Raw genomic sequence first — 23,621 nt, forward strand, 5'->3', positions numbered from 1 at the left:
CAGCTTCGGGAGGTCAGATGGTGATGCAAATCTTGCCGAAGTGACGGCCGGCCGCTTGGTGCTCGAATGCACCGGCCAGGTCGGGGAGTTCGAAGGTCGTGTCCACAATTGGTGTGAGACTCGATTTGTCGAGTGCACCGATCATATCGAGTTGATCGCGCCGGCTTCCCACGAGGAGAGCCCGGATTCGTACTTGCCGGGCGAGTGCCAACCCGAGCGGAATGGAGGCTTCCACCCCGCTGAGGACACCGATCAGCGCAACCTTTCCGCCCGTGGCAACGGCGATAATAGATTGTTCGAGAGTTCGGGCTCCTCCGACCTCGATTACGTGGTCGACCCCGCGGCCACCGGTGAGCTTGCGGACCTCCGCACCCCACTCCGGTGTCGACCGGTAGTTGATGACGTGATCGGCGCCGAGCTGGGTGAGTCGGGCCTATTTGTCGGTGGTAGACGTTGTGGCAATGACAGATGCGCCGACGAGTTTGGCGAATTGTAGGGCAAATATGGAGACGCCCCCGGTTCCTTGTACGAGTACGGTCTCACCCGGGCGCAGGTTGCCCTCGGTGAACAAGGCCCGCCATGCGGTCACGCCCGCGGTAGTAAGCGTGGCGGCCTCGGCGTGACTGTATCGGTGTGGCGCGCGTGTGAAGGCCGCTGCAGGCATCGTGACCTCTGCACGGGCGAACCCATCGATCCCATCACCGGGAACTGTATCGAAGCCATTCACCATCGGTCGTCCATCCGACCAACCTGGGAAGAAAGTGCTTACGACGTTGTCTCCCGCCTCCAAGCCGGAGACACCAGGACCGACCTCGAGGACGACACCGGCACCATCGGAGAGGGGGATTCGATCCTCGCTGGGGCCGCTGATACCACTGACGACTGCAAAATCGTGGAAGTTGAGCGAACTGGCATGCACCCGAACCCGTACTTCTCCGGGCCCCGGGGACCGTGTCGGCAGTTCGATTCGAGCGATGTTGTCGAGGCCTCCACCTCGGCGAACTTGCATCGCGGTGACGGTCACGGCACTCCCTTCTGGAAACATGCCGAGTGGCGAGGTTTCCACGCAATCAGCGGTAGTCTCCGCGGACGATTCTTTCAATCACCATAGGAGCGCGACCGCGCGCCGGGAACAGCACTTCGTCGCGGTCTGACTACGTCAAGGAGCCGCCTCGAGAGGGTACGATCGGACCGGCACAAGCGAGCCGATCTCCCTCTCGGACATGCGTTTCGGATCAGGACCGCCCCAGTCGTCGTGGGTCGAGGTCGAGCCGTCGCAGTAGCTGGGCGTTGAGCGCCACGACGACGGTGGACACGGACATCAGGATCGCGGCCACTGCCGGTGAGATTGCGACACCGGCGAAGGCGAGCACACCCGCGGCCAGTGGGACGGCGATGATGTTGTATCCGGTTGCCCACACCAGGTTCTGCCACATCTTGCGGTAGCTGGCGCGGGAGAGGTCGATGATCGACAGCACCGCTCGGGGGTCGTCGGCGGCCAGGACGACACCGGCAGATTCGATAGCGACATCCGTTCCCGCGCCGATGGCGACACCCACATCGGCCCGGGCGAGCGCCGGTGCGTCGTTGACACCGTCCCCGACCATCGCCACCCGATGTCCCCGCTGTTGCAGTGCAGCGACTTCGGCGTCTTTGTTCTCGGGCAATACGTCGGCGAGGGTTTCGTCGATGCCGAGGTCGGCCGCCACGGCGTCCGCCACCTGCCGGGCGTCGCCGGTGATCATCGCGACCTTCACACCGCGGGCGTGCAGTGCGTCGACCGCCTGCCGCGACTCCGGGCGGACGGCGTCCTCCAGCGCGAGCGCTCCCAGAACCGCCCCGTCGCGGACCACGTGGAGTACGGCCGCGCCTCGATCGATCCATCCCGTGGTAGTGCGTGTAATCGATTCCGGGGCAACGATATCGAGTCCTGCGAGCATGGCCGGTCCACCCACCGCGACCCGATGGTCGTCGACGACCGCGCGCACTCCCCGGCCGGGGTCCGAACGGAATTGTGACGCGGCGGTATGCATGTTCGCGGGTACCCGGGCGGCTGCTTCGGTGACGATGGCGCGGGCCACGGGATGCTCGCTGTCTGCCTCGACCGCTGCTGCCAGAGCGAGCAGTTCGTTCTCCGTGGTGCCGGCGACGGCGACGACTCCGGTGACCGCATGCCTGGCCTGCGTCAGCGTGCCGGTCTTGTCGAACAGCACGACGTCCACATTCCGCATGCGCTCGAGCGCGAGGCGGTCTTTCACCAGCACACCGGCCTTCGCGGCGCGTTCAGTGGAGATCGCGATGACGAGGGGGATGGCCAGACCGAGGGCATGCGGGCAGGCGATCACCAGAACGGTTACCGTGCGCACGACCGCTTCGTCCACGTTCCCGAGAAGCGACCACACCAGAAAGGTGAAAACGCCGGCGAGCGAGGCGAAGTAGAAGAGAAACGCCGCGGCACGATCCGCGAGGGCCTGGGCGCGGGACGACGAGGCCTGGGCGTCGGCGACGAGACGCTGAATTCCGGCGAGTGCGGTGTCTGCCCCCACGGCGTCGACGTGGACACGGAGGGCGCTGTCCGTGGCGACGGTTCCGGCCACGACCCTGTCGCCGGTGGTGCGGAGGACAGGGGCGGATTCGCCGGTGATCATCGACTCGTCGACCTCTGCCTGCCCGTCCGCCACGGTGCCGTCGGCGGGGACGCGGGCGCCTGCGCGCACCAGAACCAGGTCACCCGCCGACAATTCGGAGACGGGCACTTCGGTGATTCCGTCATCGGTCACCTTGTCGGCGGTGTCCGGAAGGAGCGCCGCGAGCGCGTCGAGCGCGCCGGACGCCGAGCCGAGGGCCCGCATCTCCAGCCAATGGCCGAGCAGCATGATGACGATGAGAAGCGCCAGTTCCCACCAGAAGTCGAGGTTGAACCCACCCAGTCCCAGTGTCGTCACCCAGGACGCCAGAAACGCCACCGTGATGGCCATGCTGATCAACAGCATCATGCCGGGCCGGCGCGACTTCAGCTCGGCCCAGCCGCCGGTGAGAAATGGGGCGCCGCCGTAGACGAAGATTGCGGTGCCGAGGACGGGGGGAATCCAAGACGCTCCCGGGAAGTCGGGAACCGTGTAGCCGAGGAGGTCGGCGAACATGTGGCTGAACGCCACCACCGGCACCGACAGCAGAAGGCTGACCCAGAACTTCTCCCGGAACATCTCGCCGTGCGCCCCGTGTCCGGCGTGCCGGTCACCGTGTTCCTGGTGAGTGTCGTGCCCGACGTGCGCTTCTTGTTGATGTTGGTGAGACATGGCGGCTCCCTTGGAAGCTGTGCTCTTTTCGGTTGTCAGGAACGCACCAGGCGTGCGATGGCGTCGGTGGCTTCCTTGATCTTCGCTTCGGCCTCCGGCCCGCCTGCGACGGCGGCGTCGACGACGCAGTGGCTGATGTGGTCGTCGAGCAGACCGAGCGCCACGGCTTGCAGCGCCTTGGTCATCGCGGAAACCTGGGTGAGGATGTCGATGCAGTATTTCTCGTCCTCGACCATCCGCTGAAGACCGCGGGCCTGGCCCTCGATCCGGCGTAACCGCTTGAGGTACTCGTCCTTTCCGCTGATGTAGCCGTGTCCGGCATGCTCGTCGTGCGGGGTATCTACGGGAGCCATGGTCATCGCTCTTTCGGGTCGGAGGTGAGTGGTTGGAATCGGCGCAGTCGTAAGCTGTTGCTGACGACGAACACCGAGGAGAACGCCATCGCGGCGCCGGCCAGCATCGGGTTGAGCAGGCCGGCAGCGGCCAAGGGCAGTGCGGCCACGTTGTAGGCGAAGGCCCAGAAGAGATTGCCCTTGATGGTGCTCAATGTTCTGCGGGACAGGCGAATCGCGTCGGCGGCGGCCCGTAGATCCCCGCGTACGAGGGTGAGGTCGCTGGCCTCGATCGCGACATCGGTTCCGGTGCCCATGGCCAGCCCCAGGTCGGCCTGGGTGAGGGCGGCGGCGTCGTTGACACCGTCGCCGACCATCGCGACCACTTTCCCTTCGGCCTGCAGTCGTTTCACCACATCGAGCTTGTCCTGGGGAAGGACTTCCGCGATCACCTCGTCGATGCCGACCTGGGCGGCGATGGCCCGTGCTGCCGATTCGTTGTCGCCGGTCAGCATGATCGGGGTCAGATCAAGTCGGCGGAACTGTGACACTGCCTCGCGGGAGGTCGGTTTCACGGAGTCGGCGACTACCAGCACACCGCGGGCCTCACCGTCCCAGCCGATCCCGACCGCGGTGCGGCCCTTCGCTTCCGCCGCGTCCACCACCTCGCGGAGCGCGGCGGGAAGGTGCAGTGACCAATCACGGAGCAACGTCGGTCGTCCGATGACCACCGCATGTCCGTCAATGACACCCTGAACGCCGAGTCCCTCGATGTTGGCGAACTGCTCGACCTCCGGCAACGTGCCGAGTCGGTCCCGCGCGGCGCGTGCGACGGCACGGGCGATGGGATGCTCCGAGGCATCTTCCAAGGCTCCCGCGTACCGCAGGACCGTGTTCTCATCCGTGCTTCCGTCGGTCACTACGTCGTGCAGCGACATCGTGCCGGTGGTGACGGTGCCGGTCTTGTCGAGCACGACGGTGTCGACGCGGCGGGTGGATTCCAGCACCTCCGGGCCCTTGATGAGTATTCCCAGCTGTGCGCCGCGTCCGGTGCCCACCATCAGGGCGGTCGGAGTCGCAAGGCCGAGGGCGCACGGGCACGCGATGATCAGGACGGCGACCGCGGCCGTGAAGGCTGCAGCGACGGAGCCGCCGGTACCGATCCAGAATCCCAGCGTCGCCACTGACAGCGCGATCACGATCGGCACGAAGATTCCGGAGATCCGGTCTGCCAGCCGCTGCACCTGCGCTTTGCCGGTCTGGGCGTCCTCGACCATTTCCGCCATCTGGGCCAGTTGGGTGTCGGAGCCGATCCGGCTGGCCTCGACCACGATTCGGCCCCCGACGTTCACGGTGGCCCCCGCGACCTCGGAATCGGGCTCCACTTCCGCGGGCACCGACTCCCCGGTCAGCATCGACGCGTCGACGGCGGAAGATCCCTCGATGACGACGCCGTCGGTGGCGATCTTCTCACCGGGACGAACCACGAAGCGGTCGCCCACGGCCAGCTTGTCGACGCTGATCAATTGTTCGACTCCGTTGCGCAGCACCGATACTTCCTTGGCGCCCATCTCCAGCAGTGCCCGCAGCGCTGCGCCTGCCCGGCGTTTGGCGCGGGCCTCGAAGTAGCGGCCGGCGAGGATGAAGGTGGTGACACCGGCGGCGGCTTCGAGATAGATGTTGCCGCTACCGTCGATGCGCGCGATCGTCAGCTCGAAGGGGTGTGTCATGCCCGGCATTCCGGCCGTTCCCCAGAACAATGCGTACAGCGACCAGCCGAACGCGGCGAGCGTGCCCATCGACACCAGGGTGTCCATGGTCGCGGTGCCGTGCCGGAGATTGGTCCAGGCGGCTTGGTGGAAGGGCCACGCACCCCAGACCACGACCGGTGCGGCGAGCGTGAGGGAGAGCCACTGCCAGTTGGTGAACTGCAGGACCGGGACCATCGCCATCGCAATGACCGGAACGGTCAACGCGGCCGAAACCAGGAGCCGCTGTCGCAGGCTCGCGGCGGGGTCGTCCTCCTCCACGACGGGTCGCCCGGCCTCGGGCAGGTGAGCCGTGTACCCGGCCTGTTCCACCGTGCTCACCAGGTCGTCGGGGGACACGTCGGCCGAGTAGTGCACCCGTGCCTTCTCGGTGGCGTAGTTGACGGTGGCGGTCACCCCGTCGAGCTTGTTGAGCTTGCGCTCGATGCGGTTGGCGCACGACGCACACGTCATTCCGCCGATCGACAACTCGACCTGGGAGCCCGCAAGCGCGGGAACGTCGGTGGTGCGGGTCATCACTCCTCCTCGGAATGTGCGGAGACCGTGAACTCGGCGGTGTGGACCGCCCCGGCATGCTGGAAGTCGAGGAACAAGCGGTACTCGCCGGCGCTGGGTGCGGTGACCGCGAAGTCGATTCCGGGCCCCGCGGGCGTCACGCCATCCCCGGGATGTCCCTCTGGGTGCACGTGTAGATAGCCGAGGTCAGCGGTGCGAAGCGCGACCAGGTGGCCATAGGCGCCGAGGTAGGGCTGCAGGTCGGTGACCGGCGATCCGTCACGACTGACCGCGAGGGTCACGGTCGAGGTCTGTCCGGGTTCGAGGGTGCCGTCGAGGGTGACGGTGTAGCCGTCGACGGTGGTCGTCGTCTCCGTCGGAGGCAGGGACTGCGGGTCGTAGCTGCCGGCGACCCGCAGGTCGGTACCGAGGGTCAGCGCGTCCCCGCCCGCAGGCATGAAGTCGGCGAACACCCGGTAGTCACCCGCCCGGGCCAGATCGAGTGAGACGCTCCACGTGCCCGACTGGTCGAGGGTCGGGTGAACGTGCTGGTAACCGGTCAGATCGCGGCGCACGGCAATGAGGTGCAGCTGCTTCTCATGCTGGTCGGCGTATCGCGTCACGGGAGTCCCCGTGTGGTCGAGGACGCGGAACTGCACGGGGACGTCGGTGCCGGTGGTGGCGATCGGCGACGCCAGTTCCAGGGTGTAGCCGTCCTGCGTGGAGTGCAGTCCCTTCGGTGTCGCGTCCGCGGCTTCCGGGTGGCCTTCGGTGTCGTGGCCTCCGGCGTCGTCGGCGGCCGAACCGTGTCCGGGGTCGTCGGCGGCGTGCGCTGCGGGTTCGTCGATGTCCGGTCCGACCACCGCTCCCACTCCCGTCGCGGCAGCGAAGACGGCGACGAGACCGAGAGTGAAACCGGCGAACTTACCGGTGGCGTTCATGATGGTTGCTCCTGCGGAGAGGTGGGCGGCGACTCAGCCGGCCACGGAATATCCGGCCTCTTCTACGGCGTCGGTGACGGCGCGCGGATCGAGGTCGGTGGTGCTGTCGATGACGACCTTGCCGGTGGCGAGGTCGACGTCTACGGAGGTGACTCCGGGAATGGCGCCGATTTCTTCGCTCACTGAGGCGACGCAATGGTTGCAGGTCATTCCGGTGACGATCACGGTCGAAGTGCTCACGGGTTGCCTTTCTCTCTGGACTCTCGATGTCGGACTGCTAGCTACCATACCCCCCTACCGTATTTGCGCAAGGTCCCGTGTCGCCGGGTTCGGCGTTTTCCGTCACACGTCGGTCGCAGAAGGTATTGAGTTGTTCTCACCTGAGTCTCGCGCCACCGGGAAAGGAAGCCGGCGATGTCACTCGTCACGTTGCGAACCCAACTGCTGCGCCGCAAACCGCTCGAGGAGATCGAGGAGGACACGCCTGTCGACGAGCGACTGGCCAAATCGCTCGGGTTGTGGCAGCTCACCGCGATCGGGGTAGGCGGCATCATCGGTGCCGGGGTGTTCTCCCTCGCCGGATCCGTCGCGCACTCGGTGACCGGGCCGGCCGTGTTGATCTCCTTCCTGATCGCGGGAATCGCCAGCGCCGCCGCCGCGCTCTGTTACGCCGAATTCGCGGGCATGATCCCCAAGGCGGGTTCCGCCTACACCTACGGGTACGTCGCCCTCGGTGAAATAGTCGGCTGGTTCATCGGCTGGGATCTGCTCCTCGAGTACGTGGCGGTCGCCGCGGTTGTCGCGATCGGCGTGTCCGGGTACTTCCGATTCCTACTCGAGCAGATCGGCATTTCCCTGCCCGACTGGATGATGGGTGCACTCGGCACCGGTGAGGGTCACGTCTTCGACGTCTTCGCCGCGTTGTTCTGCCTCGGCACGGCCTGGGTGCTCTCCCGTGGCATCAAGAGTGTCGGGCGATTCGAGACGGTCGCGGTCACGATTAAGGTGGTGCTCGTCGTGCTGATCATCGTGCTCGGCGTGTTCCACATCGACAGCGCAAACTACACCCCCTACTTCCCGTTCGGCACCGCCGCGGTGATGACCGGAGCGGCGACCGTGTTCTTCGCCGTCTTCGGCTACGACGCGATGAGCACCGCCGCCGAGGAGTCGAAGGAAGCGAAGAAGCACCTGCCCAAGGCGATCCTGTACTCGCTCGGCATCGCGATGGTCCTGTACGTGCTCGCGACCCTGGTGCTCACCGGAATGCAGAAGTACACCGAGATCAGCCCTGACAGCGGATTCTCCACCGCATTCGAATCCGTCGGGATGCCCGGAGTCGCGAACATCATCGCTGTCGGCGCCATCGTCGGCATCATCACCGTGGTGCTCACCTTCATGCTCGGCGTGACCCGGGTGTGGTTCGCGATGAGCCGGGACGGCCTGCTGCCCGAATGGTTCGCCAAGACCCATCCGGTGCGGAAGGTGCCCACTCGGGTCACCTGGATCGTGGGCATCGGCTCCGCACTGATGGCCGGCTTCCTGCCCATCAACACGGTGGCTGAGCTGACCAACATCGGCATCCTGTCGGCCTTCATCGTCGTCTGCATCGCCGTGGCCGTCCTACGGCATACCCGCCCAGAGGTGCCCCGCTCCTTCCGGTTGCCGTTCATGCCGGTGGTGCCCATCATCGGTGTGGTCTTCTCCGGGTGGCTCATCCTCTCCCTCCCCTGGGAGACCTGGCTGCGATTCGGAATCTGGCTGCTTCTGGGCCTCCTCGTGTACTTCTTCTACTCCCGGACGCACTCGAAACTCGAGTCCAGCGAACCGGTGTCACCGGCTTCATAGCCCGACGACGCGCAATCCGACGGAACCCGCAGCACAATGGTGCGATGGCGGACCCCGGATTTACCCCGACACAGCTCGCAGCGCGTGCTGCGTATCTGCTTCGCGGCAACGACCTGGGCACGATGACCAGCGCGGCGCCACGCCTGTACCCACACATGTGGAGCTGGGACGCAGCGTTCGTTGCTGTCGGACTGGCGCCGCTGAGCGTCGAACGAGCCGTCGTCGAACTCGACACCCTGCTGTCGGCGCAATGGAAGAACGGGATGATTCCGCACATCGTGTTCGCGAACGGGGTGGACGGTTACTTTCCCGGGCCGGCCAGGTGGGAGACCGCGACGCTCGCGGCGCACGCCCCGAACGGGCCGCAGACGTCCGGCATCACGCAACCACCGGTCCATGCCATCGCCGTCCAGCGCATCCTCGACCATTCACGCCGGCACGGGCGCACCACCCGCGCCGTGGCCGAGGAATTCCTCGACCGTCGCTGGCCCGACCTCGTCCGCTGGCACCGCTGGCTGGCCCACGCGCGCGACCTCGACGGCAACGGCCGGATCGCCCTGTTCCACGGCTGGGAGTCGGGCATGGACAACTCGCCGCGCTGGGACCGCTCGTACGCCAACGTGGTGACCGGGACGATGCCGAAGTACTTGCGGGAGGATCTGACCGTCGTCGCGGACACGTCGCAGCGTCCGTCCAACGGCGAGTACGACCGCTACCTGTGGCTGCTCGAGGAAATGAAGAGCGTCCGCTACGACGACGAAGAACTGGCCACCGCCATGAGTTTCGCCGTCGAGGACGTGTTCGTCAGCGCGGTCTTCTCGATGGCATGCGAAGTCCTCGCCACCATCGGTGAGGAGCACTCGATGCCGAATTCCGACGTGCGGGAGCTGCACGGCTGGGCCGGACGCTTCCGCCAGGGCGTGCTCACCACCACCGATGAACGGTCCGGCGCCGCACGGGACTTCGACCTGCGGAGCGGAAAGTGGATTTCCACCGAAACCCTCGCCATGTTCTCGCCGCTGCTGTGCGGAGGTTTGAGCCGGGACGCCGAGCGAGCCCTGTTGCGCACCTTCGAGGGTCCGAAATTCTGCGGACACCCCGATCTCCGGTATGCGGTGCCGCCGTCGACATCCCCGGTGTCGCGCGACTTCCGGTCCCGTGAATACTGGCGCGGTCCGGTGTGGCCGGTGATGACCTGGCTGTTCTCTTGGGCTTTCGCACGGCGCGGGTGGGCGGAACGTTCGCACATGCTTCGGTCCGAAGGCTTGCGACAGGCCAGCGACGGCAGCTTCGCCGAGTACTACGAACCGTTCACGGGCGAACCCCTGGGCAGCATGCAGCAGTCGTGGACCGCCGCCGCGGTGCTGGACTGGTTGGGCTGACCCAGCCGTGAGTACTTATTAACACTCCGCGGTTAACAAGTACTCACAGGCGCGAAGCGCTAACCTCGGGCGCATGGATATCGGGGAGAACGTCCGAAAGCTGTCCAAAATCGCACCACTTCTCGTCGCGGGGGCTGTTGCAGCAGCGGTGCCGGGGATTGCCGCCGCCGAACCCGTCAGGGGGCCCGACGTCGCTTCCTGGCAACATCCGGGCGGTTCGCCGATCGACTGGTTTGCCGTCCGCAACGCCGGCCACGACTTCGCAATGGTGAAGGCCACCGAGAGCTTGAATTACGTCAATCCGTTCTTCGTGCAGGACTGTCTGGCCATGCGGGTGGCAGGGGTGTCCCGCGGCGCTTATCACTACGCCGACCCCACTCAGTCACCGGAAGCGCAGGCCGCCTTCTATTCGACGGTGGTGCTGGGCATCAACGGCCCCGGCGACATGCCACCGGTACTGGACATCGAGCATTCCGGTGGGTTACCGCCCGCCGCATTGATCGATTGGACGCACCGCTACCTGAACACCGTGCGGGCGCTCACCGGACGTCAGCCGATCATCTACACCTATCCCAACTTCTGGCGCACGGCGATGGCCGACACCCACGAATTCGCCGGGTATCCCCTGTGGATCGCCGATTACAACGGGCAGAACGCCCCCGGACCGCTTCCGGGTGGCTGGAACACGTGGAGCTTCTGGCAGTACACCAGCACCGGCCGCATCCCTGGTGTCAACGGCAACGTCGACCTCAACGTCTACAGCGGAGCGCAGGGCGATTTCGCCCGGTACTCCAACAGTGTGTCGCCGTTCGGCAGTTAGGCACACCTGTCGGTTGACCCCGGGCGCCTCGTCGAGCCGCCCGGGGCCAACCTCCGGGGTCAGGCGCCGAACCTGCCGCCCGACTTCCACACGGCGACGACAGCGGGACGCGGCTGCGAACTCCCGCCGTCGGGCCAGTGTGAGGCGGGGTTGTCGGCGCTGGCGTCGTCGGATTCACCCGGGTGCTGCACGCACACGACCACCCGATCCTCGTCGACGATCGGCCCGCATGTCTCGGCGCCCTTCGGTACCGACAGGAACTGTTTGGTTTCGCCGCGGTTCGCGCCGTCGAGGGTGACGCTGAACAGTCCGTCGTTCGATTTCAGCGCGTTGCCGTCGGTGGAGATCCACAGATTGCCGTGCGCGTCGAACGCCAGGTTGTCGGGGCACGAGATGGGGCTGACCTTCTCCTTGTCGAACCCGCCGAAGTAGGTGTCGGCTTCTTTCGGGTCACCGCAGACGAGCAGCAGATTCCAGGTGAACGACGTGCCGGCGTGGTCGTCGGTGAGCTCGAGAACCTGGCCGTTCTTGTTGTTGTTGCGGGGATTCGCCTCGTCGGCGGCGGCAGCGCCGTCGACGCCTCGCTTGGTGTTGTTGGTCAGCGCCACATACACTTTGCCCGTCTTCGGGTTCGGCTCGAAGTCCTCGGGGCGGTCCATCTTGGTGGCACCGACCTTGTCGCCCGCCTCGCGCGTGAAAACCGCGACCTCCTCGGCGCTCATTCCGTCGACGAGGGACTCGCCCCTGCCGTCTTCACCGGTGCGGAGCAACGGAATCCACTCGCCGGTGCCGTCGAAGGAACCGCTCGACGGCAGCGTGCCGGAGCCGTCGACCTCGTCCGGGGAGTTGCCGGTGAACTTGGCGACGTACAGTGTGCCGGCGTCGAGCAATGTCATGTTGTGGCGCACGGCCGCCTGGCTGTTGCCGTCCATCATCTTTCGGCTGGAAACGAACTTGTACATGTAGTCGAAACGCTCGTCGTCCCCGCTGTAGGCGACCACGGTGCCGTCGTCGGTGACGTGGATGGTCGCGGCCTCGTGCTTGAACCGGCCGAGTGCGGTGTGCTTGACCGGCGCGGACGCGGCATCCCACGGGTTCACCTCGACGACGTACCCGAAGCGGTTCACCTCGTTCGGGTCCTGCGTCAGGTCGAAACGGCGGTCGAAACGCTCCCACTTACGTTCGGAGGCAGCACCTTCCAGTCCGTAACGCTTCAAGCGTGCGGCGACGACCGGGTCGGTGACCAGTTCGGCGTTCGCGAAGTACTGGTTGAAGTTCTCCTCACCCGACAGCACCGTGCCCCATGGCGTGAGGCCGCCGGAGCAGTTGTTGAGGGTGCCGAGGACCTTGGTGCCGGTCGGATCGGCAGACGTCTTCAGGAAGTCGCTGCCGGCCGCGGGCCCCGTGACGACGAACTCGGTGGTCGCGGTGATGCGCCGGTTGTAGGGCCCGAATCCGGGCGTGAGCTTGCCGGAGCCGCTCTCACCCTTCACCTGCAGCACGGACAGTCCGTGGGCGGCGAGTGCGATCTGGAATTGTTCGGGAGACGGATTGTCGGCGTCGTACCCCTTGAACATGAACGGTTCGCTGCTGTACTCGTGATTGACCACCAACAGGAACGTGTCGGGCTGGCCGTCGACGGGGAGGAGTCCGGCGAAGTCGTTGTTGTATCCGAACTGTTGCGCCTGCGCGGCCGCGGTCTGATTGTCGAAGTCGAATGCGGGTGCGCCGGCGAGGACCGGGTCACCCCAGCCGATCACGACTGCCTGCTCGTATCCGTCGGGAACGACGACGGCGTCCTCGGTGTTCGGGGCCACGGCCGTGAAGTTCGTGCCGTTCGGCGCGGCATTGCCCGAGCCCCCTGTGCTCGAACTACCGCCGCTGTCCGAGTCGGTCGAACATGCTGCGAGCGCACTGCCCGCACCCACGGCGAGCACCGCCATCCCGGCACCGCGCAGGACGCCCCGCCGGGAGAGTGCCGCGCGGGCGATGTCGCGGAAGTACTCACCCTGTGAATCGTTGGGCACGTCGTGGGAGCAGGCGTTTCCGCACTTGTACTGGCAGGTGACGGCGGCGCGCGACGACACTCCGTCGTGGGTGACGAACAGTGCGAGGGGTTTCAAGCTCACCGTGGCTCCCGATTAGAAGTGGAATAACTTCGGCACCGTAGAAGTCGTAAGCAAGGGAAAGGGAACGCCTGCGTGAACGGGCGACGAACGAGGCGACCCTAAGTCGTTGCTTCTACGTCTGGCGGACGGCCTGTCGGCCGTGCACCATGGAGAGATGGACCCGGTGGAGGCGCTGCGGGAAATAGCGTTCTGGCTCGAGCGCTCACGTGCCGAGACCTACCGGATTGCCGCTTTCCGGCGGGCCGCGGACGTGGTCGCGAATCTGTCGGCCCGGGAGCGAGCCGCCCAGCAGAGCGACAACTGGAAGTCGCTACCCGACGTCGGGGCCGAAGCCGCCGCGATCATCCGGGAGTGCGCGGAGTCGGTGCCGCCCTATCTCACCTACCTGCGGAGTTCCGCCGAGCCGATCGGACTCGGCGGCATGGAACTACTCGACGCCCTCCGCGGCGACCTGCACACGCATTCGGACTGGTCGGACGGCCGGTGCCCGATCAAGGAAATGATGCGCCGGGCGGCCACCCTGGGGCACGAGTACTGCGCGCTGACCGATCACTCGGCGCGACTGACGGCCGCCAACGGACTGACGTCCGAGCGGCTGCTCGCCCAGTTGAGCGTGATCGCCGAACTGAATGCGGAACTCGCTCCGTTCCGCGTCCTCACCGGCATCGAGGTCGACATCCTCGACGACGGGTCCCTCGACCAGGACGACGATCTGCTCGCGGACCTCGATGTCGTCGTCGCCAGTGTGCACTCCCACCTCGACAGCGACCGCGCCACGATGACGAAGCGGATGGTGCAGGCGGTCAAGTCCCCACACGTCGATGTTCTGGGGCATTGCACCGGACGACTCGTCGCGGGAAACAGGGGCACACGGCCCGAATCGAAGTTCGATGCCGAGAGGGTATTCGACGCGTGCCGCGAGCACGGCACAGCGGTGGAGATCAACGCCCGGCCCGAGCGGCGGGATCCGCCCGGCCGCCTGATCGATCTCGCGCTCGCGAGCGGCTGCCTGTTCTCCGTCGACACCGACGCCCACTGCACCGGTCAGCTCGCGTGGCAGGGCTACGCCTGTGAACGCGCCGCCGAACGCGGCGTCGAGCCGGCGAACGTGATCAACACTCTGCCCGTGACCGAGCTGCTGGCGTGGACCGGCTCATCCCACCGGCACTGACTCGTGGCCTGCTCATTGCGCTCACGGTCGCCGCGTTGCTGATCGCTGCCATGTGGGCGTTGCAGCGAAAGCTGATCTACTTCCCCGACGCCGCCCCGGTGCCCTCGGCCCTACAGCTGTTCACCCGCGCCGAGGACGTCACCCTGACGACGTCGGACGGCCTCGAGCTGGGCGCCTGGTACGTGCCTCCGGTCGGTGCGAGCCGGGAGGTGACCGTGCTCGTCGCCAACGGGAATGCGGGTAACAGGGCGGATCGGGCGTTGCTGGCGTCCGACCTGGCGGACGCCGGTTTCGCCACCCTGCTCTTCGACTACCGCGGGTACGGCGGCAACCCGGGTGAGCCCAGCGAGAAAGGACTGGCACTCGACGTCCGTGCGGCCTACCGGCACCTGGTCGAGGAGCGCCGGGTGCCCCGCGAACGGTTGCTGTACTTCGGTGAAAGCCTCGGCACCGGTGTGGTCACCGAACTCGCCACCGAACATCCGCCGGCGGGGATGCTGCTGCGATCACCGTTCGTCGACCTGGCCTCGCTCGGGGCCCGGCACTACCCATTCCTGCCGGTCCGGTTGCTGCTGCGCGACCGATTCCCGGTCGCGGAGTCGGTGGCCCGAGTCGACGTGCCCACCACCGTGGTCTACGGGACGGCCGATACCATCGTGCCTCCCGACCACAGCAAACGCGTCGCCGACGCTGCCCGCGGACCGGTCGAGCGGGTGGCACTGCCGGGGGTGGGGCACAACGATGCCGTGATGTTCGGCGGTGCCACCATCGTCGACGCCACCGTGGCCCTCGCCGAGAGGGCGCTCCGCGCCCCGTGAGCCTTTTTGGTAGCCCCGGCAACCAGAAAGGCGCACAGGCGTTAGCGCACGATCACGACGTCCAGGGTGCGGGGGCCGTGGACGCCTTCGACGCGGTTGAGCTCGATGTCGCTGGTGGCGCTGGGGCCGCTGATGAACGTGAGTGGCCTGGTCGGGTCGAGGGCGTGGAAGGCCTGCGGCACGGTGTCGACGATCTGGTCGGCACGGATGACGCAGATGTGGTGATCGGGGACCAGGGTCAGTGCCCGTCTGCCCTGACCGACGCCGCCGTCGAGAACTATTGTCCCGGTGGCCGCGATGCCCAGAGTGCACCCGGTGACGACGACGTCGATCGCGTCGAGTTCGAGCGTCGACAATTCTGCGGGTGCACCGTCGTCGACGACGACGCCACGTCGTGGTCGCCATGACTCCGGCAGATCCGCTGGGACGACGGCGCGCGCTCCTTCTGCGATCAGCCCGGTGACGATCTCGGCGACCGTGCTCTCGTCGGCGCGGTGGACCTGTGCGCGGTAGTCGTCGACGGTGTGGGCGAACTTCTCGACGTCTCCGGGACCGGACATCGGCTTCCGGTTATAGTAGCGGGGAACAGGTTCGGGAGTGGGTGCGTCAGCGATCGCCGAGCGGATCCTGGCCAGTATAGCGTTGCGGGCTTGCATTATTCGGTGTCCTCGTGGGTGCGGGCCCACCACTGCCGGAAGGTTTCCTTCGGTGGGGCGGGCAGGTCTCGGCTCGATGTCCACTTCGATCCCGGGTACGGCAGCGACGTGATGCGTCCCTTCTTCCCGCCGAGCATTCGGCCGATCTTGGACGCCGTCTCGGCGGCGGCGAACCGCTTCTCCGATCCCATCACGAACCCGGCGGCCTTCATCGCGAGGTCCTGCCCGCCGGGGAGGCCGTGCCGTTCCGCATCGACTTGCTCGGCCCGCAGATGTACCAGGATGCTCGGGATGTCGATGCGTACGGGGCAAGCGTCGAAGCACGCACCGCACAGTGTCGACGCATAGGGCAGTGAGGCATTGGGGTCGTCGTGGCCGGTGGTGCCGGTGAGTTGCGGGCTGAGGATCGCGCCGATCGGCCCGGGATGGACGGAGCCGTAGGCGTGGCCGCCCGCTCGCTCGTAGACGGGGCACACGTTCAGGCAGGCGCTGCACCGAATGCAGTGCAGGGCTGAGCGTCCCACGTCGTCGGCGAGAACGTTGGTGCGGCCGTTGTCGAGCAGGACGACGTGGAAGTTCTGCGGTCCGTCACCGGGATGAACGCCGGTCCACATGGAGGTGTAGGGATTCATGCGTTCGGCCGTCGACGAGCGGGGAAGCAGTTGCATGAAGACTTCGAGGTCGGTGAACGTCGGGACCAGCTTCTCGATGCCCATCAGCGTGATCAGGGTGTCGGGGAGGGTGAGGCACATCCGTCCGTTGCCCTCCGATTCCACCACCGCGAGGGTTCCGGTCTCGGCGACACCGAAGTTCGCGCCACTGATCGCGACCTTGGCGGAGAGGAACTTTCGCCGAAGGTGTGCCCGGGCGGCCATTGCCAGCGCCCGCGGATCGTCGGTGATGCCGGCATCGATGTCCGGCATCGACTTCAAGAAGATCTCGCGGATTTCGGCGCGATTGCGGTGGATGGCGGGGACCAGGATGTGACTCGGCTTGTCGTGTCCGAGTTGCACGATCAGCTCGGCGAGGTCCGTCTCGATCGCCGCGATCCCGTTCTCCTCGAGGTACTCGTTCAGGCCCGTCTCCTGGGTGGCCATCGACTTGACCTTCACGACCTCGTCGGATCCGGTGGCGCGGACGAGGTCGGTGATGATCCGATTGGCCTCTTCCGAGTCGCGCGCCCAGTGGACGGTTCCGCCACGGGCGGTGACGTTTTCCTCGAATTGCACCAACAGTTCCGGCAGCCGGGACATTACCTGCGCCTTCAGTGCACTGCCCGCTCGGCGCAGCTCCTCCCAGTCGTCGACCTCGGCGACCGCGGCGATGCGCTTGTTTCGGATGGTGGTGGTTGCCGCCCCCAGGTTGGCGCGCAGTTGGGTATCGGCGAGTGACTTCCGCGCTGCGTCGGGGAATGATTCTGTGCCCCGGATGTTTCCGGTGCCGGCATGGAAGGTGGGTGAGCCGAGGAACGTGGTCATGCGTTGCTCTCGATCTTCTCGGTGCTCGCCAGGATCTCGGCGAGGTGGACGGTGCGCACTCCACTGCGTAGCCGGGACAGTCCGCCGCCGATGTGCATCAGGCAGGACGAGTCGCCGGCGCTGCACACCTCGGCGCCGGTGCGGAGCACGTTGCCCATCTTGTCGGCGAGCATGGCCGTCGAGGTGTCGGAATTCTTCAGGGCGAAGGTTCCGCCGAAACCGCAACAGGAATCGGCGGCGGGAAGTTCGATCAGCGTCATTCCGCGAACCGCGCGGAGCAGTTGCAGGGGTTTGTCGCCCACCCGCAACATCCGGAGCGAGTGGCAGGTGGGGTGGTAGGTGACGCGATGCGGGTAGTAGGCGCCGACGTCGGTGACACCCAGGACGTCGACCAGCAGCTCCGACAGCTCGTATGTCCGGGCAGCGAGATCCTCGGCACGCGAGGCGAGGGACTCGTCCCCGTACCGGCGGGCAACCATTGCATGCTGATGGCGGACGGACCCGACACACGAACCGGACGGCGCGACCGCCACATCCCAGGGTTCGCTCTCGAACGCCTCGACGTGATGGCGGACCAGCGGAAGCGCCTCGGCCTGGTAACCGGTGTTGATGTGCATCTGCCCGCAGCACGTCTGCTTCGGCGGAAACACCACCTGGTGGCCGAGGCGTTCGAGCAGCCGGACGGTGGCGGTGGCGCAGTCGGGAAACAGGGCATCCGCCAGGCACGTAGCGAACAAGGCGATCTTCATCGGTCCTCCAACCGGGTGGCTGTGGTCTGACCACAGTAGCGCACTGTGGTCAGACCACACCAGGTAAACTCCGACTGTGCGTACACACGAGGTGGTCCTGCAGCGGATCGAGCGGGATCTGTCGGACGGAAAACTCGTGGTCGGCGGCCGATTGCCTGCCGAACGTGCGCTCGCCGAAGAGCTCGGCGTCGGCCGCTCCTCCGTCCGGGAGGCCATCCGAGTGCTCGAGGCGATGGGCATCGTCCGGACGGCGGTGGGTTCGGGTCCGGACTCGGGGGCAATCGTGGCGGCAGATCCCGCCGCGTCCATCGGAGTGGCCCTGCGACTGCACATGGCCACGCACACTCTGCCGATCCGCGACGTCGTCCAGACACGCATCCTGCTGGAGTCGTGGGCGGTGCAGGAGGCTGCCGAACGGGCAGGCGAACTCGACCTGCAGGGGCTCGATGCACTACTCGACGCCATGGACGACGAAACCCTGACGCCGGAGGCCTTCCACCGGCTCGACGCCGATCTGCACGTCGCGATGGCCGCGCTCGCAGGCAACGTCCTCGTCGAGGCCATGATGGTTTCGCTCCGCGAATCGATTTCCGGCTACGTCTTGCAGGCCGTCCCGCAGGTCGACGACTGGAACGACGTCGCGCAGAACCTGCGCTGCGAGCACCGCGCCATCGTCACCGCCCTACGCCGCGGGCACGGTACCAAGGCGTCCACCCTCGTCCGCGAACACATCGAGGGGTTCTACGGGCTGATTCGATAGGCGGCTCCGCCGCCCGTGCGCCTTTCTGGTTGTCCCAGCTACCAGAAAGGCGCACGAGCCGCGCAGCGGCCTACAGCACCTGGGACAGGAACTGCTGCAGTCTCTCGGTCTGCGGTTTGTCGAAAAGCTGCTCCGGCGTACCAGTTTCGACCACAGCACCGTGATCCATGAACAGCACCGTGTCCGACACCTCACGGGCGAAGCCCATCTCGTGGGTGACCACGACCATGGTCATGCCGCCCTTGGCGAGGTCGGCCATCAACGCGAGAACCCCCTTCACCAGTTCGGGGTCGAGCGCGGAGGTGGCCTCGTCGAAGAACATCACCTCGGGTTTCATGGCCAGCGCCCGGGCGATCGCGACCCGCTGTTGCTGACCGCCCGACAGGTTGCCCGGCCGCGAATCGGCCTTGTGCGCCAGCCCCACGAGCTCGAGCTGTTCGAGCGCCAGCGTCCGCGCCTCCTCCTTGGACAAGCCTTTGAGCTTGCGCGGGCCGAGTGCGATGTTGTCGACGACGGTCTTGTGCGGGAACAGGTTGAACTGCTGGAACACCATGCCGATCTGCTGCCGCAACGTGTCCGGATTGTCTTTCAGCACCGACTTGCCGTCGATCAAAATATCGCCCTGATCGGGTTCGTGTAGGCGGTTGAGCACTCGGAGCAGGGTGGACTTTCCGGAACCGGACGGGCCGATCACGGTGACGGTGTCCCCGGCGTCGACGTGGATGTCGACGCCGCGGAGCACCTTGTTGGTGCCGAACGCGAGGTGCAGGTTGGTGCCAGTGAGAGAGACGGCCATCGCCTTATCCCCTTTCCACGACGATGGACTGCTCCACCGGATCGAGCGTGCCGGACGTGTCGGCGCGGCCGGTGCGCAGACGGTGGTCGATGTAGTTGACGAGGTGCGTCAGCGGAATCGTCATAGCGAGATAGAACAGGCCGGCTGCGACGAGGGGCGACAGGTTTCCGGTTTGCGCGTTGAGATCGCGTCCCACGGCGAACAATTCGCGCTGCGTGACGAGCAGGCCGAGGAAGTAGATGAGCGACGAGTCCTTGATGAGGGAGATGAACTGGTTCATCAGTGCGGGCAGCACCCGTCGCACACCTTGGGGGATCACCACCAGGGTCATCGACTTGCGGTAACTGAAACCCAGGGCCCTGGCGGCCTCCAGCTGCCCCGGTTCGACGCTCTGGATTCCGGACCGGAAAATCTCACCGATGTAGGCGGACGCCAGCAGCGACAGTGCGGCGGCCCCCAGCCAGTACGGGTTGTTTCCGGTGAGGCCTCTCACCACCGGTCCCACACCGAGCCCGACGATGAGAATGATCACCACGGCGGGAAGCCCACGGAACACGTCGGTGTAGACCCGCGCCGGCCACCGCAGCCACCGCGTGCGGGAGATTCCGGCCATCGCGAGCAGCATGCCCAGCACGGTGCCGACGATGCCGGACGCCAACGCGAGAATCAGGGTATTCGGCAGGCCGGTTTTCAGTAGATCGGGGAATGCCCGCGCGTACAGGTCCCAGTCGAAGAACGTGTCCTTCAGCTGTGCCAGTGTCGACTTCGGTTCGTTCACCGGGGTCTCGGCGTCGGTTTCGATGTTCTCGGCGGCGAGCGCGGCGAAGTCGGGCAGGTCCGGCATCGGCGCCGCCTTGCTGCCGGGCTTCCATCCTTCGGGCAGTTCGCGAGGCACCCAGTCCGAATACAGTTCCGCCCACGTCCCGTCCTCGATGGTCGCGTCGAGACCGGAATTCAGCGCGTCGATCAGAGGCTGGTTCTCCTTCGCGACAGCCCACCCGACGAAATTGTTGACACTGAACGTGTTCTGCGCGATCGACGTCGGATCCCCCGGCGCGATGGCGCCTTCCGCCTGCTGCGACGGCGCCACCCATGCGTCGATCTGCCCCGACTTCAGGTTCGCATACGCCGTGGCGTAGTCGGGAAACTTCACCGGGTCGAGCTTCAGTGTGTTGACGACGTAGTCGTCCTGCACGGTGCCCTGCACGACACCGATGCGGGTGGACGAGTTCAGGTCGTCGAAGCCCTTGATGGGTCCACCGTTGGGGACGACAAGGGAGAAATACCCGAAGTCGTAGCCGTTGGTGAAGCCGACGGTATTACGCCGCTCGTCCGTCGTCGTGATCGAGGACGATCCGACGTCGAATCGTCGCCCCGACACCTGCGCGAGGAGTCCGGCGAATTCGGTGCCGACGAAGTCGACGCGCAGACCGAGCTTCGCGGCGACGGCCTTCAGTAGTTCGTTGTCGTATCCAGTGAACTGGTTCTCGGCGTTCACACAGATGCTCGGGGGTGCGTCCGACAGCGTGCCCACGGTCAGAACGCCGGGGGTAATGAGGTTCAGCTTCGACGTATCGATCTGGTTCAGCGGGGTGACATCGGCCGTGGTGTAGCGGTCTTCCGCGCCGGCGCCCGCCGATGCGTCGAGGTTGGTGGGCGCAGCCGTCGCGGCGCCGACACCCGGTGGTGCACACAGATCCTGTGGCGCCGCCCCCGAAGAACTGCTGTCGCTCGAACACGACGACAGGGTCAGCGCTATCAGGGCGGTCAGCAACAATGCCACCACCACACGGATCTTCGCTCCCACGGAAGAAAACATGGTGAGCAGCGTAACCCCGGCGGTGGCTGATGAGCGGGGTCGGAAGACGCGTGAGCGACGCCCGTCACTCCTCTTGTTTTGTCATACATACAAGAGGAAGCGGCTTCGCCGCCCGTGCGCCTTTGTGGTAGCTGGGACAACCAGAAAGGCGCACGGGCCGCAGGCCTTGACAGGATATGAGCCCGACAGTCAATATATGCAAACGCTTAGAAAATAAGCATACGCTTAGAATCGAATCGGTAGGAGTTCCGCATGCCCGAGGCTGTCATCGTTTCCATCGCCCGTTCCCCGATCGGTCGCGCCATGAAGGGATCGCTCAAGGGCATGCGCCCGGACGACCTGGCCGCGCAGATGGTGCAGGCGGCACTGGACAAGGTGCCCGCCCTCGATCCCACCGACATCAACGACCTGATTTTGGGTTGCGGGCTGCCCGGCGGTGAGCAGGGCTTCAACATGGGCCGCAACGTTGCCGTGCAGTTGGGCTACGACTTCATTCCCGGCACCACCATCACCCGTTACTGTTCCTCGTCTTTGCAGACCACCCGCATGGCGCTGCACGCGATCAAGGCCGGCGAGGGTGACGTATTCATTTCCGCCGGCGTCGAGACGGTGTCCCGGTTCGTCAAGGGAAACTCCGACTCGCTGCCCGACACCCAGAACCCGCTCTACGCCGACGCCCAGTCCCGCACCGAGAAGCTCGCCCAGGGCGGGCAGCAGTGGATCGACCCCCGCGAGGAGGGCCTGGTCCCGGACACCTACATCGCGATGGGCCAGACCGCCGAGAACGTCGCGCAGATCACCGGCATCACCCGCGAGGAGCAGGACCGGTGGGCGGTGCGCTCGCAGAACCGGGCGGAGGAGGCCATCAACAGTGGTTTCTTCGAGCGGGAGATCACCCCGGTGACGCTGCCCGACGGCACCGTCGTGTCGAAGGACGACGGCCCCCGCGCCGGCACCACCTACGAGGCCGTGTCGCAGCTGAAGCCGGTGTTCCGGCCGGACGGCACCGTGACCGCCGGTAACGCGTGCCCGCTCAACGACGGCGCCGCCGCCCTGGTGATCATGTCCGATACCAAGGCCAAGGAACTGGGGCTGACCCCGCTGGCCCGGATCGTGTCCACCGGGGTGTCCGGGCTTTCGCCGGAGATCATGGGGTTGGGCCCGATCGAGGCCACCAAGCGGGCCCTGGCCATCGCCGGGATGGGTATCTCCGACATCGACCTGTTCGAGATCAACGAGGCGTTCGCGGTGCAGGTGCTCGGGTCGGCGCGCGAACTCGGCATCGACGAGGACAAGCTGAACGTCTCCGGCGGTGCCATCGCTCTCGGTCACCCGTTCGGCATGACCGGTGCCCGGATCACCGCGACCCTGCTGAACAACCTGCAGTCCAGCGACAAGCAGTTCGGCGTCGAAACCATGTGCGTCGGCGGTGGCCAGGGCATGGCCATGGTCCTCGAACGGCTGTAGGCGGCTGCGGCGCCCGTGCGCCTTTTTGGTCGCTCCAGCTACCAGAAAGGCGCACAAGCGCGGAGCGCCTATGCGAGGCCAGACAGCGGCGGCGGGGTGTTCTCGTCCCGCCACGCGATGGCTTCCTTCAGCTCGGTGAGGTCGAAGTCGGGTCCGCTGGTGCCGACGGTGAACAGTGTGACCCCGGCGTCGACGTAGGCGGCGGCTTCGTCCGAGCCCGGCCAGGACGTGGAGTGCGCAATGGTGTCGGGGTTGCGACCGTGGTCGGCGCAGCGGTCGGCGAGGATGCCCGACTTCCGCGCGTGGGTTTCGATGTCGCTGAAGCTGTGCCAGATGTCGCCGTACTGTGCGACGAGGGGCAGTGTCTTCTTCTCGCCGCCGCCCCCGATGAGGATGGGGATGTGCCGCGTGGGTGCGGGTTCGAGCTTGTCGAACCGGGCGGTGATTCGTGGCAAGTACTCGGCCAGCAGGTCCAGCCGCGACCCCTTGGTGCCGAAGTCGTACCCGTATTCGTCGTAGTCGCGCTCGAACCATCCGGAACCGATCCCGAGGATCAGCCGTCCCCCGCTGATGTGGTCGACGGTGCGGGCCATGTCGGCGAGCAGGTCCGGGTTGCGGTAGCCGGCGCAGGTGACGAGGGCGCCGATTTCCACTCGTTCCGTCTGTTCGGCGAATGCGCCGAGCATCGTCCAGCATTCGAAGTGGGCACCTGCCGGGTCGCCGTACAGCGGGTAGAAGTGGTCCCAGTTGAAGACGATGTCGACGCCGGCGTCTTCGGCCCGCAGAACGGCGTCGCGAATCAGTCCGTAGTCGGGCGCGTGTTGCGGCTGAATCTGGACACCGATTCGAACTGAACGGGTCATACGTGGCTCCTCGAATGAGTGCGGCGGCCCTG

20 protein-coding genes and 1 pseudogene are annotated in these 23,621 nt (G+C 66.2%); 7 read left to right on the forward strand and 14 right to left on the reverse strand.

The features are described 5' to 3' along the window. Window positions 1-13: 13 nt before the first annotated feature. The 7 genes and pseudogenes from ACH49N_RS10580 to ACH49N_RS10610 form a co-directional block, all read right to left on the reverse strand. A pseudogene (locus tag ACH49N_RS10580) lies at window positions 14-415 on the reverse strand (zinc-binding dehydrogenase); the annotation flags it as partial. 18 nt (window positions 416-433) lie between these two features. After that, on the reverse strand, window positions 434-1,045 hold the full coding sequence (locus ACH49N_RS10585) for an NAD(P)-dependent alcohol dehydrogenase (RefSeq protein WP_397504537.1): 612 nt from the start codon (window positions 1,043-1,045) through the stop codon (window positions 434-436). Between the two features lie 190 nt (window positions 1,046-1,235). Further along, window positions 1,236-3,299, reverse strand: coding sequence for a heavy metal translocating P-type ATPase (locus ACH49N_RS10590; RefSeq protein ID WP_358272559.1), 2,064 nt, complete (start codon window positions 3,297-3,299; stop codon window positions 1,236-1,238). A gap of 35 nt (window positions 3,300-3,334) precedes the next feature. Beyond that, the gene (locus ACH49N_RS10595) at window positions 3,335-3,652 is read right to left on the reverse strand and encodes a metal-sensitive transcriptional regulator (protein WP_358272557.1); all 318 of its coding nucleotides are present in this window, start codon (window positions 3,650-3,652) and stop codon (window positions 3,335-3,337) included. Window positions 3,653-3,654: 2 nt separating this feature from the next. Beyond that, window positions 3,655-5,916, reverse strand: a complete 2,262-nt coding sequence (locus ACH49N_RS10600; RefSeq protein WP_358272556.1) for a heavy metal translocating P-type ATPase — start codon at window positions 5,914-5,916, stop codon at window positions 3,655-3,657. Then, window positions 5,916-6,836, reverse strand: coding sequence for a hypothetical protein (locus ACH49N_RS10605; protein WP_358272554.1), 921 nt, complete (start codon window positions 6,834-6,836; stop codon window positions 5,916-5,918). The genes ACH49N_RS10600 and ACH49N_RS10605 overlap by 1 nt, the downstream gene beginning before the upstream one ends. A gap of 33 nt (window positions 6,837-6,869) precedes the next feature. Continuing rightward, on the reverse strand, window positions 6,870-7,076 hold the full coding sequence (locus tag ACH49N_RS10610; protein WP_208959951.1) for a heavy-metal-associated domain-containing protein: 207 nt from the start codon (window positions 7,074-7,076) through the stop codon (window positions 6,870-6,872). Window positions 7,077-7,250: 174 nt separating this feature from the next. On the opposite strand from ACH49N_RS10610, the gene ACH49N_RS10615 reads away from it, so the two are divergent. The 3 genes from ACH49N_RS10615 (at window position 7,251) to ACH49N_RS10625 (ending at window position 10,883) form a co-directional block, all read left to right on the forward strand. Next, window positions 7,251-8,681 (forward strand): amino acid permease, encoded by a 1,431-nt coding sequence (locus tag ACH49N_RS10615; RefSeq protein WP_358272552.1) that lies wholly within the window; start codon window positions 7,251-7,253, stop codon window positions 8,679-8,681. Between the two features lie 44 nt (window positions 8,682-8,725). Next, window positions 8,726-10,063, forward strand: coding sequence for an amylo-alpha-1,6-glucosidase (locus tag ACH49N_RS10620; protein WP_250777069.1), 1,338 nt, complete (start codon window positions 8,726-8,728; stop codon window positions 10,061-10,063). A gap of 73 nt (window positions 10,064-10,136) precedes the next feature. Then, window positions 10,137-10,883, forward strand: coding sequence for a glycoside hydrolase family 25 protein (locus ACH49N_RS10625; RefSeq protein WP_358272551.1), 747 nt, complete (start codon window positions 10,137-10,139; stop codon window positions 10,881-10,883). Window positions 10,884-10,942: 59 nt separating this feature from the next. Here ACH49N_RS10625 and ACH49N_RS10630 read toward each other — a convergent pair whose 3' ends face one another. Further along, complete coding sequence (locus ACH49N_RS10630; protein WP_358272549.1) at window positions 10,943-13,012, reverse strand: PhoX family phosphatase; 2,070 nt, start codon at window positions 13,010-13,012, stop codon at window positions 10,943-10,945. A 154-nt stretch (window positions 13,013-13,166) separates the two neighbouring features. On the opposite strand from ACH49N_RS10630, the gene ACH49N_RS10635 reads away from it, so the two are divergent. Both ACH49N_RS10635 and ACH49N_RS10640 read left to right on the forward strand, forming a co-directional pair. Continuing rightward, complete coding sequence (locus ACH49N_RS10635; protein ID WP_358272548.1) at window positions 13,167-14,183, forward strand: PHP domain-containing protein; 1,017 nt, start codon at window positions 13,167-13,169, stop codon at window positions 14,181-14,183. A gap of 50 nt (window positions 14,184-14,233) precedes the next feature. Next, entirely contained in the window at window positions 14,234-15,001 is a 768-nt protein-coding gene (locus ACH49N_RS10640; RefSeq protein ID WP_397504539.1) for an alpha/beta hydrolase, read from the forward strand. Between the two features lie 41 nt (window positions 15,002-15,042). On the opposite strand, the gene ACH49N_RS10645 is transcribed toward ACH49N_RS10640, so the two are convergent. From ACH49N_RS10645 to ACH49N_RS10655, 3 genes are read right to left on the reverse strand one after another with little or no spacing between them, the layout of a single operon-like run. Continuing rightward, the gene (locus tag ACH49N_RS10645) at window positions 15,043-15,657 is read right to left on the reverse strand and encodes a lactate utilization protein C (protein ID WP_358272546.1); all 615 of its coding nucleotides are present in this window, start codon (window positions 15,655-15,657) and stop codon (window positions 15,043-15,045) included. Beyond that, window positions 15,657-17,135: a LutB/LldF family L-lactate oxidation iron-sulfur protein gene (locus tag ACH49N_RS10650; RefSeq protein WP_358272544.1), complete on the reverse strand. Its 1,479-nt coding sequence runs from the start codon at window positions 17,133-17,135 to the stop codon at window positions 15,657-15,659. Before ACH49N_RS10650 ends, ACH49N_RS10645 begins: the two co-directional genes overlap by 1 nt. After that, window positions 17,132-17,884, reverse strand: coding sequence for a (Fe-S)-binding protein (locus ACH49N_RS10655; RefSeq protein WP_358272542.1), 753 nt, complete (start codon window positions 17,882-17,884; stop codon window positions 17,132-17,134). The genes ACH49N_RS10650 and ACH49N_RS10655 overlap by 4 nt, the downstream gene beginning before the upstream one ends. 76 nt (window positions 17,885-17,960) lie before the next feature. On the opposite strand from ACH49N_RS10655, the gene ACH49N_RS10660 reads away from it, so the two are divergent. Next, window positions 17,961-18,644, forward strand: coding sequence for a FadR/GntR family transcriptional regulator (locus ACH49N_RS10660; protein WP_358272540.1), 684 nt, complete (start codon window positions 17,961-17,963; stop codon window positions 18,642-18,644). Between the two features lie 70 nt (window positions 18,645-18,714). On the opposite strand, the gene ACH49N_RS10665 is transcribed toward ACH49N_RS10660, so the two are convergent. Together ACH49N_RS10665 and ACH49N_RS10670 are read right to left on the reverse strand one after the other, a co-directional pair. Next, the gene (locus tag ACH49N_RS10665; RefSeq protein WP_109334636.1) at window positions 18,715-19,440 is read right to left on the reverse strand and encodes an amino acid ABC transporter ATP-binding protein; all 726 of its coding nucleotides are present in this window, start codon (window positions 19,438-19,440) and stop codon (window positions 18,715-18,717) included. Between the two features lie 4 nt (window positions 19,441-19,444). Next, the gene (locus tag ACH49N_RS10670) at window positions 19,445-21,259 is read right to left on the reverse strand and encodes an ABC transporter substrate-binding protein/permease (protein ID WP_317767994.1); all 1,815 of its coding nucleotides are present in this window, start codon (window positions 21,257-21,259) and stop codon (window positions 19,445-19,447) included. A gap of 252 nt (window positions 21,260-21,511) precedes the next feature. Between ACH49N_RS10670 and ACH49N_RS10675 the strand changes: the two genes are divergently transcribed. Then, complete coding sequence (locus ACH49N_RS10675) at window positions 21,512-22,726, forward strand: acetyl-CoA C-acetyltransferase (RefSeq protein ID WP_358272538.1); 1,215 nt, start codon at window positions 21,512-21,514, stop codon at window positions 22,724-22,726. A gap of 68 nt (window positions 22,727-22,794) precedes the next feature. Here the strand turns inward: ACH49N_RS10675 and ACH49N_RS10680 are convergent, their stop codons facing one another. Further along, a complete protein-coding gene (locus ACH49N_RS10680; protein WP_159922815.1) occupies window positions 22,795-23,589 on the reverse strand; it encodes an LLM class F420-dependent oxidoreductase in 795 nt (264 codons plus the stop codon). Window positions 23,590-23,621: the final 32 nt, after the last annotated feature.

Origin of the sequence: Rhodococcus sp. NPDC019647, from assembly GCF_044389235.1 — a bacterium.
GTDB classification, from domain to species: Bacteria; Actinomycetota; Actinomycetes; order Mycobacteriales; family Mycobacteriaceae; genus Rhodococcus_F; species Rhodococcus_F oxybenzonivorans.

Bases quoted from the DNA above. Each gene is read 5' to 3' on its own strand.
- ACH49N_RS10585 (WP_397504537.1), bottom strand. From the start codon at position 1,045: ATGTTTCCAGAAGGGAGTGCCGTGACCGTCACCGCGATGCAAGTTCGC.
- ACH49N_RS10590 (WP_358272559.1), bottom strand. From the start codon at position 3,299: ATGTCTCACCAACATCAACAAGAAGCGCACGTCGGGCACGACACTCAC.
- ACH49N_RS10595 (WP_358272557.1), bottom strand. From the start codon at position 3,652: ATGGCTCCCGTAGATACCCCGCACGACGAGCATGCCGGACACGGCTAC.
- ACH49N_RS10600 (WP_358272556.1), bottom strand. From the start codon at position 5,916: ATGACCCGCACCACCGACGTTCCCGCGCTTGCGGGCTCCCAGGTCGAG.
- ACH49N_RS10605 (WP_358272554.1), bottom strand. From the start codon at position 6,836: ATGAACGCCACCGGTAAGTTCGCCGGTTTCACTCTCGGTCTCGTCGCC.
- ACH49N_RS10615 (WP_358272552.1), top strand. From the start codon at position 7,251: ATGTCACTCGTCACGTTGCGAACCCAACTGCTGCGCCGCAAACCGCTC.
- ACH49N_RS10620 (WP_250777069.1), top strand. From the start codon at position 8,726: ATGGCGGACCCCGGATTTACCCCGACACAGCTCGCAGCGCGTGCTGCG.
- ACH49N_RS10625 (WP_358272551.1), top strand. From the start codon at position 10,137: ATGGATATCGGGGAGAACGTCCGAAAGCTGTCCAAAATCGCACCACTT.
- ACH49N_RS10635 (WP_358272548.1), top strand. From the start codon at position 13,167: ATGGACCCGGTGGAGGCGCTGCGGGAAATAGCGTTCTGGCTCGAGCGC.
- ACH49N_RS10640 (WP_397504539.1), top strand. From the start codon at position 14,234: ATGTGGGCGTTGCAGCGAAAGCTGATCTACTTCCCCGACGCCGCCCCG.
- ACH49N_RS10645 (WP_358272546.1), bottom strand. From the start codon at position 15,657: ATGCAAGCCCGCAACGCTATACTGGCCAGGATCCGCTCGGCGATCGCT.
- ACH49N_RS10650 (WP_358272544.1), bottom strand. From the start codon at position 17,135: ATGACCACGTTCCTCGGCTCACCCACCTTCCATGCCGGCACCGGAAAC.
- ACH49N_RS10655 (WP_358272542.1), bottom strand. From the start codon at position 17,884: ATGAAGATCGCCTTGTTCGCTACGTGCCTGGCGGATGCCCTGTTTCCC.
- ACH49N_RS10665 (WP_109334636.1), bottom strand. From the start codon at position 19,440: ATGGCCGTCTCTCTCACTGGCACCAACCTGCACCTCGCGTTCGGCACC.
- ACH49N_RS10670 (WP_317767994.1), bottom strand. From the start codon at position 21,259: ATGTTTTCTTCCGTGGGAGCGAAGATCCGTGTGGTGGTGGCATTGTTG.
- ACH49N_RS10675 (WP_358272538.1), top strand. From the start codon at position 21,512: ATGCCCGAGGCTGTCATCGTTTCCATCGCCCGTTCCCCGATCGGTCGC.
- ACH49N_RS10680 (WP_159922815.1), bottom strand. From the start codon at position 23,589: ATGACCCGTTCAGTTCGAATCGGTGTCCAGATTCAGCCGCAACACGCG.